Genomic DNA, 16,062 nt, shown 5'->3' on the forward strand with positions numbered 1-16,062 from the left:
GGGCGGGTATCAGAGGGTGCCGCCCAGAGCATGTCCGAGAATGCTGATCAGACCCGCGGTGGCGCCGATCGGACCCACCGGAATGGCGGGGATATTCAGGCTCCCGCCGGCGAAGTCGTCCGGCGGGAAGAAGCTGAACTGCAATCCCAGAGCGTTGAGCATGGACCCGCCGGTGCCGTAGTACATCGGGCCGCTGGCGCCCGTCACCACCTCGCCCGGGCTGAACAGCCCGCCGAAGGCGAAGCTGAGACCGTCGAGTCGTTCCCCCCTGCCGATCCCGACGTGACGAACGGGTCGAACGTCGGAGCGAGTGCGTCCAGGTTCAGAGTGGCGCCGTTGAAGAAGGCGTCGACGACGTTGGCCGGTGCATTGATCAGATGACCCAACGCTGCGACCGGCGAGCCACCGGTGAGGTCGGCGAAGACGGACCCCGCGGTATTCCACAGCGCCACAGCGGGGCTGACGAACGGCCCGACCGCACCGAGCAGCACACCGCTGGCCGGCGATGCGGCGAAATTGGTGAGGCCGGCCACCAGGGCCTGCTCGAAACCGGACGACCCGGTCTGGAAATCCGCCAGGCCGACCAGCCCTTCGTACAGCTGGACATGCACGTCGTTGATGGGAACGATCTCCGGAGGCGTAACGCTTCCGTTGGTCGCCTGGGTGACCCCGCCCAGGGTGTGCTGGACGACGGCGGAGGCGACATCTTGGGGTGCGCCGACCAGGAACACGGATTGCGCCGCGGTCCGGAGGTTTCCGAAGAATGCCGTCGGGTCGGTCGCAAGTTGGCGAAGCCCGGTGGAGATGCCGCCGGCCAACGTGTTCAGGCTCGCCGGCGCGGCTCCGACTACGGTCTGGGCATTGCTGGCGGTGGCGTCCAGGGTCGCGGTCCATCTGGATAGCGGTTCGATGCCACCTGGACTCGCGGCGGCGGTGAGCACCGCACGGGCGTTGCCGGCCTCGGCGCCGGCGTATGCCGCGGCGCCGGCGTTGATCGAGTTGACGAATTCCGCATGGAATGACTGTGTCTGAGCGCTGACGGTCTGGAATTCGCGGCCGAGGTCACGGAACAAGGCGGCGATCGCGACCGATATCTCGTCTTGTGCCGCCGCGGCGATGCCGGTCGTGGGCCCGGCAACGGTCGCGGCCGCGTCGGCCAGCGACGTGCCGATGCCGGCCAGCTCGTGGGCCGCATGGTGCACCAGTTGCGACGCTGCGATCACATACGACATTCGTTGGTCTCCTGAGCTCCCAGAGGTGACGAGCGTTGGCCGGCGGAACCACATCGGGACTTCTTGCATATGATTCGCATGTAGTAATCTGCTGCGGGCCGGGCGTGTTGTCAAGCGGGAAGTTTGATCGAACGCGTGGTGTTTGCCTCGGTATCCGCGGCGAGGATGGGGCCAATTGCACCGGGTTTCGACAGCGGCGGGCGCTTCGGGTCCTTTCGGAGAAGTTCACCGAGCGTCTTGACGCCCGAGAACGTGTTGCACATCGTTTGCAAGTAGTAACTTGCTTGCAGGACGGGTCGACACCGCGTGGTGTGCCCTGTCGCCTGGTTCGGAGGAGTCAAGGGATGGTGTTCGTGTCGACCGGGACACCCGAACTCCGGTCCCCTGATGGACAGAGCGAGCGGGATAACGGCGGCCCGCTGACGGATCGGCGCGTCCCCGATGTGATCGCCGACTGGGTGCACCGGCGTCCCGAAGCCGTCGCGTTGCGCATGGTCGACCTGGCGGGGTCGGAAGTATGGACCTACCGGCGGCTGTGGGAGCAGGTCCGCCGGATACGGGACAACGTGTTCGGGGATCTGCCGGCGGGATCCCGTGTCGTGATGGCTCAGGCCGGAGACGCCGACTACGTCGCCGGTTTCATCGCCGCGATGGATGCCGGGCTGATCCCCGTCCCGCTGTTTCTGCCAGCCGCCGACGCGCCCGAGCGCTTCCTGCGACGGGCGCAGCACATTCTGCGGGACTGTGAACCGGCGGCCGTCTACACGAGCGCCGCCCTTGCCGAGACGCTCGACGGTGAGGCGCTCCTGGACGGAATCGCGCTGCGGACGCCGGACTCGAGCGTGCGGATGGCGCGGCGCGCCGTCGCCGCCGGTGAAGTCGCCTTCCTGCAGTACACCTCGGGCTCCACCGGGGAGCCGAAGGGGATCGTCAACACCCACAAGTCGATGCTCTGTCAACGCACGATCGGACTGACGCTGTGGAATCACCCCGATGACATCCGAACCGTCAGCTGGCTGCCGCTGTATCACGATCTGGGCATCTTCTGGGGGGTGCTGCTCGCCCTGGCGACCGGTGGGACCGCGACCGTCATCCCGCCCTTCGATTTCGTGCGCAACCCGCGCATCTGGCTGCAGACCGTCCATGAGGTCCGCGGAAACTGGATCGCCGGACCGGATTTCGCCTACCGGCTCTGTGTCGATGCCTTCGACGACGCGAGCGCAACATCTCTGGACCTCACCTGCCTGCGCCTGGCCGTCAACGGCGCGGAGCCGGTCCGGCCCGCCACGCTGCGCGACTTCGCGGCGAAGTTTCAGCCGGCGGGCCTGCGGGCCGACGTCCTGGCTCCGCAGTACGGGCTCGCCGAAGCCGGGCTGGCGGTATCGGGCACCACGAGTCCCCGGCCATGGGTGCGGGCGAGCTTCGACGCCGAGCAACTCAACCGTGGTCGTGCAGTCGGGTGCAGCGACGATCCGGCGGATCGGCGCGCCCGCACCCTGATCAGTTGCGGCGACAGCACACTGGGTTGGGACGTTCGCATCGTCGATCCGCAGCAGCGCATGACGCTGCCCGACGGCACGGTCGGTGAGATCTGGGTCGCCGGCGAGGGCCTGCCGGCGGGATACTGGCGGCGGCCGGACCAGACGGCGGAAACGTTCGGCGCCAACACCTCCGACGGTGCCGGGCCTTTTCTGCGCACGGGCGACGCGGGATTCCGTCGGGATGGCGAGCTGTACATCTGCGGTCGGTACCGCGACCTGATCATCGTGGGCGGCGGCAACTACTTCCCGAACGACATCGAGCTGACCGTCGAAGAGGCCGGTTGTGGTGTCGAGAACGGGGGCGCCTGCGCGGTTCAGCCGGAAGCGTCCGCGGGAGCGTGGTGGCTCGTCGTCGAAACGAGCTCTCCGGCAGACGATCTCGACGATCTGAGTCGTATTCTGCACCGCCGGATTCTGGCCGCGCACCAGACCGCACCGGAGCGCATCGTCTGGGTGCGGCAGCGGACGCTACCCCGGACGACGTCCGGGAAAATTCGCCGGCGCAAAACACTCGAGTTGCTCGCCGCGGGCGAATTAGATGTCGTACAACAGATTTCGGCGAATCCGGGACACCCGGTCGCGGCAACGGCGTTGGCGGTCCGCGTCGCGGACCTACTCGGCATGGCGGCGGGTGATCTGACCGGTGGTACCGATCTGGTCACCCTGGGCCTGACCTCGGTGATGGTCGCACAGATCGTGGAATGGTCGGCAGCGCGGTCACGACGATTGGACTTCGCCGACCTCTATGCCGAGCCGACTCTGGACAATTGGCAACGGCTCCATGACGCCGCCGCACCGATAAGCCCGCGGCAGGTCGGCGTCGAGGGCTCGATGACGGCATTGCAACGCGCATACTGGGTCGGCCGCGGCGCCGAACAACCACTCGGCGGGGTGGGCTGTCAGACATACTTCGAACTGGGCGGCGCGGCCATCGACCCGGTTCGGCTGGACGCGGCGCTGGACGCACTGGCGCGCCGGCACCCGATGTTGCGCAGCACGTTTCCCGACGCCGACCGATTCCACGTCGCGCCGCAGAACATCCACGCCCCGTTGCGGACACACGATTTGACCGGTACCACCGACCCCCACCGGCATCTCGCCGAGGTGCGCACCCGGCTGCGCACCCACCGGTTCGACATCGAAAGCGGCGACACCTGGCGGGTCGAGCTCACGCGTCTGGATGATCGCTGCGTCCTGCACTTCGCCATCGACCTCATCATCGCCGATCTGACCAGCATCGGCATTTTCCTGCGCGACCTGGCCGCGCTCTACCGCGGTGATGAATTGCCCGGCTCTTCTGCCGCTTTCGAGGTAGCGGCACGGACGTCATCGCCGACCCGCGACGATGCCGAGTTGTTGCCCGAGGGCCCGCAACTGCCCCGGGTCGAAGAGCGGGACCTCGTGTTCCGGCGTGAGCAACACATGCTGAGCCGCGACTCGATCGCCGGCCTGGATGCTGCCTGCCGCGCTCATGGCGTCACCCGGGCCGCGGCCTTCCTCGCCGCGTACACCTTGGTACTGCAACGTTGGAGCACCACACACGACTTCCTGATCAACGTGACGACTTTCGGCCGTCCGCCCGGTGTCGCGGACGTGATCGGTGATTTCACCCAGACCCACCTGTACCGGACCGGCGGGCATGCTCGAACCCCTATCGCCGAGCAGGTGCGCAACGCACAGCAAGGCCTGCGCGCCGCGCTCGCCGCACCCGAATCCACCGACCTGTTGGCGGACCAACTGCGGGCGGGTACCGGGCACAGTGGGATCGTCCCGGTGGTGTTCACCTACGCGGCGGACACCACCGTCCTGCGGCAAGCCGACGCCGAAACCCTGGGCGCCGTCGGCGAAGTGACGTCGATGACACCGCAGGTGATCATCGACAACCAGGTCGGCGCGCTCGGTGACGGGCTGATCGTGTCCTGGGATTACCGCGCGGGCTGCTTTCCCGGTGGTGTCGTCACCGACATGTTCGCGGCGTACGTCGGGCTGCTGGAGCGCCTCGGCAGCCACGACTGGGCCGCTGCGGTCCCGATCGGGCTGTCGAAGCATTCAGCCCTGGCCCGGCAACGCCGTAACGCCACGACCGTGCCCAGGCCGTCGGGACTGCTTTACCAGGCGTTCCGGGAGCACGCGCAACGCAACCCCGCTGCGATCGCTTTATGTTGGGCTGCTGACGAATTCGTCTCGGACCCGAACGGTGATGATCCGATCGCTGCCGCTCACCCGCACCTGACCTATGGCGCACTCGACGAACTGGCACGCCGCGTCGCCGGCGCGCTGGCCGCTCGGCACACGCCGGGCTCGGTCATCGGAATTCAGCTTCCCAAGGGACCCGCGCAGGTGGTCGCCGTGCTCGGAGTCCTGATGTCCGGCTGCGCCTACCTGCCGGTCGGTGTGGATCAGCCCGGCGAGCGGTTCGCCCGCATCTGCGCGCTGTCCGCAATGGCGGGTCTGATCCGGTCGGAAGGCCGGGAGAACGGCGCGACCACTGCGAGCCCGGTCGTGCACGACATCGGGTCCATGTTTCGGAGCGCGCCGGCCGAGCCGATCCCGGTGGACCCGCACGACATCGCCTATGTGATCTACACGTCCGGCTCAACCGGCGAACCCAAGGGTGTTCTCACTTCCCACGCGGCGGCGCTGAACACGATCGTCGACGTGAACCGCCGGAACGAAATCGGCGGCGCCGACGTCCTGTTGGCACTGTCGGCGCTGGATTTCGATCTCAGTGTGTACGACATCTTCGGGCCACTGAGTGTCGGCGCCAGCGTCGTGACGATTTCCGAGTCGCATCGTCGCGACGCGTTCCGCTGGAAGAAGCTGACCGCCGAATTCTCGGTGACCATCTGGAATTCGGTGCCGGCGCTGCTGGACATGCTGTTGATCGCGGTGGGAGGCCAACCCGCCGCGCTGCCGACCCTACGCTCGGTGTTCCTCTCCGGTGACTGGATTCCGCTCGACATGCCGCGGCGCCTGCACCGCGTCGCCCCGCAGGCGCGGCTGATCGCGATGGGCGGCGCCACCGAGGCCGCGATTTGGTCCAACGAGTTCGTGGTCGCCGCCGACCCAGACCCCGACTGGGAGTCGGTCCCGTACGGATATCCCTTGTCCAACCAGGTGTTCCGGGTCGTCGACGCCACCGGCGAGGATCGCCCCGACCACGTGGCGGGTGAATTGTGGATCGGTGGAGCGGGCGTCGCGCTCGGCTACCAGCACGCACCGGCGCTCACCGCCGAGAAATTCGTGGCGGACGAGGAAGGGCGGCGGTGGTATCGCACGGGCGACCTCGGATGCTATTGGCCCGATGGCACCCTGGAATTCCTCGGCCGGATCGATGCCCAGGTCAAGATCAACGGCCACCGGGTGGAATGCGGCGAGATCGAGCACGTGCTGCGGGGACACCCGGGAGTCGGTAGCGCCGTGGTGGTCCCCATCCACGGCAACAGGGCACTGGGTGCCGTCGTAGTCGCGGAATATGCTGCCGCGGAACCGAATTCCGCCGAGTTGCGCATGCACCTCGAGTCCCGGCTGCCGCAGTACATGATTCCGAACCTTTTCCTTTTCGGCTCCACGTTGCCGCTCAACGGCAACGGCAAGGTCGATCGCCGCAGAGCCGCCGAGGAAATCGAAGCCGGCGCACATACCGCACCGGCCCGGCAGCCGAGCGGTGGGCTCACCCCGGTGGAACAGCTTGTCGCGGAGGTGTGGTCGGCGGTACTGGGTTCACCGATCACCAGCCGCGATGACAACTTCTTCCGTCACGGCGGGGACAGCCTGCGGGCAACACAGGTGGCCCTGGAGCTGAGGCGCAAGGGTGTGCACGGCGCGGACGTCGGTCAACTGCTCAAACGCCAGACGCTGCGCGAGTTCAGCTCGGTATGCGTCACCGGCCCGCCTCCGCACGCTGCGGGCGGCGACTTCCGAGTGACCCCCGTGGCGGAGTTCCCGCTGACGCGTCTGCAGCAGGCGTACGTGCTCGGCAGCGCGGGACTGAACGGAACCGTCCGCGCGCCAACATACTTCGCGGTGGTGCTGGCGGCGACCGAGCTGGGCGAGGAGATCGACCCGGCCCGGTTCGCCGCCGTTGTCAGTCGATGCGTCGATGAGTTCGACATGCTGCGTTGCGCGCTGGATACCGACACCGGACAACGGGTGCACGCCCACACCGGGCCGGTTGCCGTCACGATGGTCGCCGGCCTCGACCCGGACGTGCTGATGCAACGAATGGCCGGCGCGACTTTCGATCCGCGCGCGGTTCCGGCCGTCCAGTGTTTTGCGCTCACCGGCTCATCGCGCCACATCGGGCTGCTGATCAACTACCTGAGCCTCGATGCGCGCAGTCTGACCACGGTCATCGCGACGATCGTCGCTGACTACCAGCGCGCGCCGCGGCCGTTCCAGGTCGATTGCGGCGCTGCCGTTTTCGCGCGGTTTGCGGCCGAGACACCCCACAACGGCTACGCGCACGAGCACAGCCCGCCACCGGCGCTGCCGTTATGCGTTGACGACGCCAGTGACCACGACGCCCGGGTCCGCTTCGCAAGGTCCACCTGCACGCTTGACCCACGCGAGTTCGGCTGCCTGCGCGAGCGGGCTTCCCGGTTGGGTGTCACCCCCACCGCGCTGATATTCGAGGCTTTCGGCGCGGCGCTGTATGCAACGGGGGCCGGACCGCGGTTCGCAATCGTGGTGCCGATCTCGCACCGTCCCGACTATGCGCCGGCTGACCGTGAGGTGCTGGGCAACTTCACCCGGCTGATGCTGTGCGACCTCGACTACAGCATCGCCGAACCCGGCTCCCGGGAGGCAGTTTCTGACGCCCAGGAGCAGTTGTGGCGCGGGGTCGGCGATACCGGTGATGCGACCGGCCACCTTGCCGCGCTGCGGGCGGCCGGTTCGGCGGGGTATCCGGTCGTCTTCACCAGCACGCTGGGACTGGTCCCGCAGCACGCCGCCGAGTTGTCGAGCCTTTGCACCCTGACTCAGACACCGGGGGTGTGGCTGGACTGTCAGGTGGAAGACGACCGCGGCGGCGCCCGGATCAGCTGGGACGTGGCCGCCGGGATCATCTCCAATGAGGCGCTGGCACAGGCATTCTCCTACTTCGAAAGTGTCGTGCGCGACGGGCGCGTCCCCGAGCCCATTCCGGCGACCGGGGAGTCCGATTGGCCGGCCGCCGTGATCGCCTCGGCAAGAGGGCTGTGCGGCCCGCAACAGGTCCGCCCGGAGTACGCAGCCTTGGTGCGGCGTTGGGAACAAGTGCGGAGCGGCATCGCGGTGCACCGGGACACCGACCGGGCGGCGCGCAGGCTGGCCGACATCGTGACCGGCGCGGCTTCCCCGCAGACGTTGATCGGTGACCCACAACTGGCTCCCGAGGCGCTACTGCTCGCCGATCAGCGGTTGCGGGGAGCGCTCGACGAGCTCACCGAGCGAATCTTCGCGCACTCGCGCCGAGTCGGCCGGCGGCTGCGGATCATGGAGGTCGGCTCGCGGACCGGCTTGATCACCCAGCGGCTCACCGGTCTGATCGGTGCGGTCGCAGACGAGTACCTGTGCTTCGAGCCGAACCCGGTTCTGGCTGCCATCGCCGCCGGCCGGAACATGCAGTCCGTTGTCCGGCAACTCAATTCGCACGGCCAACTGGCCGATTCCGAGGTCGATGTCGTGGTCTGCTGCGGCTCCCTGCATCAGCTCACGGATGCGGGCGCGGCGCTTGACGCGGTCACCGTGGCCGAGGATGGGTGGCTCTGGGTGGCCGAAGTCTGCGAGGTCACCACGGCCACTTTGGCCAGCGCAGCCGTGCTGAATCCCGACCTACTCTCGGCGGGGTCGTTGCCCGCAGCGGACGAGTGGTGGCGGTTTCTGGCGCAACGGCGTTGGCGGCCCGCCCAGATGACGCAGAACGGGCCCGGCCTGACGATCATCGCCCACCCCCGACGGCACGATCGGCGGCCCTGGGCGGCGGAGGTGTCCCAGCTGGCACCGCCGGCGGCGGTCCCAGCGCCCGTCCCGGCCGTGGACGAGTCGGTGCTGGCGACGATCGCCGGAATCTGGCAGCGGCACTTGAACATTGCCGGATCCGCCCTACCCGCCCCCGATGACGATTTCTTCCTGCTCGGCGGTGACAGCCTGGTGGCCACCAGGGTGTACGCCGACCTGCAGAGCGCCGGCTTCACTCGGCTGGCCCTCGTCGACCTGTTCAACCATCCGGTGCTGGCCGAGCTCGCCGAGCACGCGGGCATGCCCGCCGCAGCGCATCCTGCGCGGCGGCGGTCAGGCGTCGCGCCCGGCGACGAATCGTCCTATCCGCTCACCGTCGTTCAGCAGGCCTACCTGGCCGGCCGATTCGGCGGTTTCATGCTCAGTGGCGTTGCCGCACATTGCTATTTCGAATTCGAGGTGCCCGATTTCGACGCGGCCAGGTTCGACACGGCCGCGCGGCAACTCATCGACCGCCATCCCGGCCTGCGTACCACCGTGATGCCCGAGTCGTCGCGCTGGAGCGCGGTGGTGCATCCGGCCCCGATCGAACCGGTGGTCCGCTGCTACGAGGATGTGCGGACAACGCTGCTCGATCAGGTGATCGATCTGACGACGCGGCCCGGGATCGACTTCGGCGTACAAATGTCCCACGGCGGACGCGCCGTCGTGGGGATCAGCATGGACAACATCATGCTGGACGGCACCAGCATGATGATCGCTTTGGCGCAGCTGGAATACCTCTACCGCGGTGGCAGAACCGATGAGTTGCCCTTGCTCTCTGCAACATTCGCACGCTATGTGGCGGGTCACCCGGAATTGTGGCCCGACGCAGACGAAGTCGTCCTGCCGAGGCTGGCCGACAGCCGTGACTACTGGCGCGCCCGGCTGCCCTCGCTGCCGCCGGCGCCGCAGCTGGTTGCGACGCAGGTGCTGCTCGACATCGAAAGACCGGTCTTCGAGCGGGTGGAAGCCACCGTCGGGGCGACCGACTGGCGACGGATGACCGAGGCGTGCCGCGCCGAACGAGTGACCGCCGCCTCGTTCCTGCTGGCGCATTATGCACGGGTGCTCGGCCGGTGGTCGGGCACCGACCACTTCTGCGTCAACGTCACATTGTTCGACCGCGATCCCGATGTGCCGGGAATCGAACATGTCATCGGCGACTTCACCTCGCTGCTGCTGCTGGAATGCCGAGTCGATTCGACCGCGTCGATATGGGAACAGGCGCGCCGATTGCAGCGGCAACTCGCCACCGACCTGCCGCACCGCGCCGCCGACGCGGTATGGCTGCAACGTGAGCTGCTGCGCCATCACGGCCAACCGGCGAAAGCGGTGTTCCCGGTGGTGTTCACCAGCGGGCTCGGCCTGATCGGCACATCTCCCGGAACGCCCTCCGGATTGGGCCGGCCGGTATTCGGCCTGTCCCAGACGCCGCAGACGGTGCTGGACTTTCAGATGTGGGAGAGCGCCGGGGGACTGTCGCTCTCGTGGGATTTCGTCACCCAGGCGATTCCGCGGGAAGCCGCACGGCACAACCTCGACACGATGGTCGACGGCATGCTCGCGGCCGCCGTGAAAGTCGCACACCCGGAGGTGCGGGGCGACGAATTCAGCGACAAGGTTCTGCGGATATGCGCGGCAGCGCTCGGGCTGCCGCGTGTTGAACCGGGCGACAACTTCTTTCGGCTGGGCGGGGACTCGGTGACGGCGACCAGAGTGGTCGAACAGCTCAGTCGGGACGTGTCGGCCGCCGCGACGCTGCGGCTGTTGTTCGAATATCCGGTGATCGGCGATTTCGTGACCCAACTCAGGACGGTCACCGGCGATTCGGACTTCGAAGAAGGCGTGCTGTGAGCGCCGCCGGGTTGATCCAGCAGGTGCGCGGCATGGGCGTGCAACTCTGGGTCGACGGTGCGAACCTGCGCTTCCGGGCTCCGCAGGGGGTACTGGACGCCGAGCTGAAAGCGCAACTGTCCGCGGCCAAGTCGGACCTCATCGCGGAACTCAACCGCGAGACCGAGGTGCTGCGGGCGCCGCAGGACAGGTTCGAGCCTTTCCCCCTCACCGACGTGCAGGCCGCTTATTCGGTCGGGCGCACGTCGGCCTTTCAGTGGGGTGGTGTCGGCTGCCACGGGTACGCGGAGTTCGCCGTCGATCACACGGTCGCCAGGCCGGACGCCCGCGCCTATCGGAGCGCGTGGCGCAAAGTCGTTGAGGCCCATGACATGTTGCGCTGTGTCGTCCATCCCGACGGCTACCAGATCATCCGCCGCGAGGTCGATGACGGCCTGACGGTCCGGGAGAGTGCCGACCACCAGCGAATTCTCGCCGAGCGCGAACGCATCGCGGACGAACTGGCCCACCGGACCTACCCGCTGGGTCAAGGGCCGATGTACGACATCGTCGTGACGATCGGACCCCGCGACACGGTGGTGCATGTCTCCGTCGATCTGCTGATCGCGGATTTCGTCAGCATCTCGATCGTGATGACCGACTTCGGCCGGTTGTTGCTCGCGCCGGAACATCCGCTGCCCTCAGCCGATTTCAGCTTTCGCGACTATCTGCTGAACGTCGCGCATCAGCGCGGGACGGTGGCCGGCGCCTCGCGTAGGCAGCGGGATCTCGCCTACTGGAAGGCCCGCCTGGGCCAGCTTCCGCCGCCGGTTTCACTGCCGCTGTTGCCCGCCGGGTCGGTGCTGGTGGTCGCACCGACGTTCACCCGGCGGTCGATGCGGCTACCTGCCGACCAGTTCGCCGCGTTCAGCCGCCTCGCGACCCGGCATGACGCCACCGCCAGCGTCGCGATCACCGCGGCATTCGGCAGCGTGCTGGGCCGCTACGGTGATCGCGACCACTTCCTGCTCACGCTGACCACCATGGGCCGCCATCCCTTCACCCCGGACGTCGGCCGGCTGGTCGGGGACTTCACCGGGACCAGCCTGCTGGAGGTGGACGTGCGGGACGGGCGCCCGTTCACCGAGCTGTTGCGGACCATCGGCGGGCGTCTCTTCGAGGACATGGACCATTCCGCCGTCGGCGGCGTCGAGGTTGCGCGCATGCTGGCCCAGAGCGAGGAGAATCGCGGCGCGCATTCACCCGTGGTGCTCACCTCGACGCTCGGTGCCGGCATCGTGCAGGACCTGGGCGCCAACGCGTCGTTCCTGCAACCGATACCGGGGCGTGGTCTGAGCCAGACTCCCCAGGTGCTGCTGGACTGCCAGGTGTTCGAGACGGGCGGTCAATGCGAGATCAATTGGGACACCCGGGACGGGGCGATCAGCGACGAGGTCCTCGACCGGGCTTTCGCCGACTTCCGCGACGTGCTGCGGAGGCTGTGCACCGACCCGCCGGCCTGGGGCCACCCCGTGCTCCCGGTGGCGGCCCCGGCGCCCGCCCCGGTTCTGCAGGCCAGCGAAACCACGCTCCTGCATTCGGGTTTCGTACATCATGCCGCGCATACGCCGGACGCGGTGGCCATCCGGCAGGGCGATGAGTCGACCACCTACGGTCAGTTGCTGGCCGCGGCCCGGTCGGTGGCGGCCGAGTTGGCAGCCGCCGGTGTCGGTGCGGGTGACTATGTCGCAATTCGCCTGCCGGAGGGCCGAAGTCAAGTCGCCGCGATTCTGGGTACCCTGCTGGCCGGTGCGGCCTACGTGCCACTCGACGTCGAGTGGCCGGATCAGCGGACGGTGCAGGTCACCCGGCAATGTGCACCGGCCGTGGTCTGTGAACCCGGCGGACCGATCGACAACCTCCTCGCCGAACCGACGACCTGGCACCCAGGCGGCACGGCCGTCGGCCCGACCGCCGCAGCACCCGACGACATCGCGTACGTGATCTTCACATCGGGGTCCACCGGAACGCCGAAGGGAGTCATGGTCACTCACCGCGCCGCGATGAACACGGTGGCCGACATCAACGACCGACTGGGCATCACGGCGAGCGACGCGGTGCTCGCCGTCTCCCAGCACACCTTCGACCTCTCGGTATACAACATGTTCGGGCTCTTAGCGGCGGGCGGCGCGATAGTGTTCGCCGCAGGCGGCGGGCGTAGCGACGCCCGGGCGTGGGCCGACTCCATCTCGAAACACTCTGTCACCGTTTGGAATTCGGTGCCGGCGCAGATGCAACTGCTGCTGGACGATGGTGCGGGGCGCCAGCTGCCCACGCTGCGACAAATCATGTTGTCCGGCGACTGGATCCCGGTGTCCCAACCCAGACAGATCTCATCAATGGCCCCGCAGGCGTCGATGCTGAGCCTCGGTGGTGCGACCGAGGCGGCGATCTGGTCGATCTGCCACCCGATCGAGCCGCGCCGCTACACCCGCAGCGTCCCGTACGGCACGGCGATGCGCAACCAGACTGTCCACGTTCTGACCCACCGCGGCGAACCGGCCGCACCGTGGCAGATCGGCGAGATCCACATCGGCGGAGCGAGTCTCGCGCACGGATATCTCGGCGACCCGGCCCACACCGCGGCGGCGTTCATCACCCACCCCGTCAGCGGTGAGCGACTCTACCGGACCGGCGATTACGGCAGGGTCACCGACGACGGCGTGATCGAGTTGCTCGGCCGTCGGGACAATCAGGTCAAGATCCGTGGGCACCGAATCGAGTTGGCGGAAGTGGAATCGGCACTGAGCGCCCTGCCCGGCGTGCGTGGCGCGATGAGTGCCGCCATCGGTGCGGCGCCCCACGAACGCATCATTGCCGCGGCGGTGGTCCCGGACCCCGCCGACGACCAGGAGCATGCCGAACGCCACCTCAACGCGGCGACGGTCCGGCGCGGTCTCGACAAGGCGCACCGCCACCAGATCGCCGATCTCGATGTCGACAAGGTGCTGCTCTTCGCGTCCGCAGCCCGCGCAACCGCGCTGATGAGCATGTCCGCAGCGCTGGGCACGGCTGTGGCCGCGGGTGAACTGGTCGCCGTCGACGAGCTGGCTCGCCGGCTGTCGCTCCCGGACCGCCTGCACCGGCTGTTCCACCGGTGGCTCGATGCGCTCGCCGACGATGGCCGGGTCCGGCTGGAGGCCGGAGGTCGGCTTGAACTGATTGACCGCCAGCATCTTTCGGATTGCGTCGCCGACTGGCAGCGAGTACGTGAACTGGGCGCGGTGGTCGATTACGGCGACGACCTGCTGGCGTATGTCGGGGAATGCATCGAGCACCTGCCCGGACTGCTGGCCGGCATCGTCGACCCGCTACAGCTGCTCTTTCCAGAGGGAACCGTCGACACCGCGACGGCCGCCTACCGAGACAACCTGGTCAGCCGGTACACCAATCACGTGCTGACCTCCGGCATCACCGCACGCGCCGGCCAGGCGACGGCGCAGCGGGCGCTACGTGTCCTCGAGGTCGGCGCCGGTGTCGGCGGCACCAGCGTGGGATTGATCACCGCGCTGGCGCCCTATCCTGTGCACTACACCTTCACCGATGTTTCCCACTTCTTCCTCGCCCGTGCTCGAAACCTGTTCGCAGAGCACGATTTCATCGACTACCGCCTGTTCGACATCAATCGGCCTCCCGCGGAGCAGGGCCTCGCCGCGGGATCGTTCGACGTCATCGTGTGCGCCAATGTGCTGCACAACGCGGTCAACATCGACCACGCACTCGTGATGCTGGACCGCCTGCTGGCGCCCGGAGGGTCCCTCGTCTTCGTCGACGCCACGGCCGTCAACCATCCGCTGATGATCTCGATGGAATTCAAGGAAGGCTTGCACGGCTTCACCGATGTGCGCGCCGAGACGAACTCAGCGTTTTTCTCCTACGCGCAGTGGCACGACGCACTGCGGCAGTCACCATTGGGCGAGGTGCACAGTTTCCCGCCGCCCGGGCATCCGCTGGGTCTGCTCGGCCAGCATGTGTTCTGGTGTGACTCAGCATCTCCCGCGCAAGCGCTGCGGCCCGCAGAACTGATCGAGGGTGCCCGGCGGGCGCTGCCGGGTCACATGCTTCCCCAGCAGCTGGTCTGTCTGCCGGCATTCCCGTTGACCGCCAACGGCAAGATCGACCGGCGCGCGGTGATCGCCGAACTCGAAACCCTTCGGGCCGCGGCCCGGGTCACCGGCGGTGCGGCGGGCGGACGCCCGGCTGTTCTGGACGGAATGCAATCCCGCATCGCCACCATCTGGGCGTCGGTGCTGGGAATCGACGTGGACCAGTTGTCGCCCACCTCAGACTTTTTCGCACTGGGCGGTGACTCGCTGCTGATGGCGCAGGCGATCGGGCGGATCCGTCGGGAGATTGCCGAAGCCTCCGGGCTGGCCTGGGATGAGCTACTCCGCGCGATGGTGAGCAATCCCACCCTGGTCGCCGCCGCCGATGCGGTGCGCCGCCCCGCGGCCGTCCGCGCACCGGGTGCATCCGGGCCTGTAGTGTCGCCGCTGGTCTATCTCGGTGCGGGCCAGGGCTTTTCCCAGGGCGGGGAGATCGCGGTCCTGGTGCACGACGGGAGCGGGGGACTGGGCCCGTATGACGGATTGGTTCCCCACCTGCGGGCGGGAGACCGGGTGCCCGACCTGTACGGACTGCGCAGGGTGCCCGGTGACGGCTATTCCCAGATTCCCCCCGCTGAGTTGTTCAGCACTCTGGCGGCCCGTTACTGCGAACCGGTTGTCGCCCTTGCACCCGCGAAGGTTCATCTGCTCGGCTACTGCATGGGCGGCCTGCTGGCCGCCGAGATCGCCAAGCGTCTTGAAGAGGCCGGCGTTGCCGTCGAGACGGTCACCGTCGTCAGCTCGTACCGGGTACCCATGGATGTCGAAGACGACGACATCCTCGACTACTGCTTCGCCCAGATCCTCGGAGTGCCACCCGAAGTGCTCGGGATGCACGTGGACGAGGACGCGGTGCGCGGCGCGTTCACGCGCGCCCGCTCCCGATACGTCGACGTCATACCGGCCGGTGCGCTGCGCAGCGTCGCCGAGCCGGTGCTCGCCGAGTGCCTGCGCCGAAGTGCGGAACCGGGGAGGCCCGGTTGCGCCTGCTGGCGGAATCTGGAGTGCTGGGACGGTCCTGGGATGTGGACTCGCTGCGCGAATTGCGGTCAGTGTTCGTGCACAGCCTGCGGGCCGTGGTACACGGGGCGGCCGAACCGTTCCTGGGTGACATCCACTTCCTCCGGCAGCGCGGTGACATCCACTTCCTGCCGACATTGCAGGAAGACATGACCGCCTTCTGGTCGGACTATTGCCTGGGCGACTTGACGGTCAGCACCATCGACGGCAACCATTTCGACTGTCTGACAGGCGAAAACGCGCAGTCCGTCGCCAGACTGCTGGCAGACTGCTGGACCCCAGACT

At 67.8% G+C, this 16,062-nt stretch carries 4 protein-coding genes; 2 read left to right on the plus strand and 2 right to left on the minus strand.

Annotation, left to right across the window (positions count from 1 at the left end):
- Positions 1 to 9: 9 nt before the first annotated feature.
- On the minus strand, positions 10 to 207 hold the full coding sequence (locus tag ACNQS7_RS29460) for a hypothetical protein (protein WP_418015323.1): 198 nt from the start codon (positions 205 to 207) through the stop codon (positions 10 to 12).
- A complete protein-coding gene (locus tag ACNQS7_RS29465) occupies positions 204 to 1,232 on the minus strand; it encodes a PE domain-containing protein (protein ID WP_418015324.1) in 1,029 nt (342 codons plus the stop codon). The genes ACNQS7_RS29460 and ACNQS7_RS29465 overlap by 4 nt, the downstream gene beginning before the upstream one ends.
- Before the next feature lie 344 nt (positions 1,233 to 1,576).
- Here ACNQS7_RS29465 and ACNQS7_RS29470 point away from each other — a divergent pair, with 344 nt between their 5' ends.
- Positions 1,577 to 10,612 (plus strand): amino acid adenylation domain-containing protein, encoded by a 9,036-nt coding sequence (locus ACNQS7_RS29470; RefSeq protein ID WP_418015325.1) that lies wholly within the window; start codon positions 1,577 to 1,579, stop codon positions 10,610 to 10,612.
- Positions 10,609 to 15,930 carry an amino acid adenylation domain-containing protein gene (locus ACNQS7_RS29475; protein WP_418015326.1) on the plus strand — a complete coding sequence of 1,774 codons (5,322 nt, stop codon included), beginning with the start codon at positions 10,609 to 10,611 and terminating at the stop codon, positions 15,928 to 15,930. The genes ACNQS7_RS29470 and ACNQS7_RS29475 overlap by 4 nt, the downstream gene beginning before the upstream one ends.
- Positions 15,931 to 16,062: the final 132 nt, after the last annotated feature.

Source organism: Mycobacterium sp. 23 (assembly GCF_048287075.1).
GTDB lineage: Bacteria > Actinomycetota > Actinomycetes > Mycobacteriales > Mycobacteriaceae > Mycobacterium > Mycobacterium gordonae_B.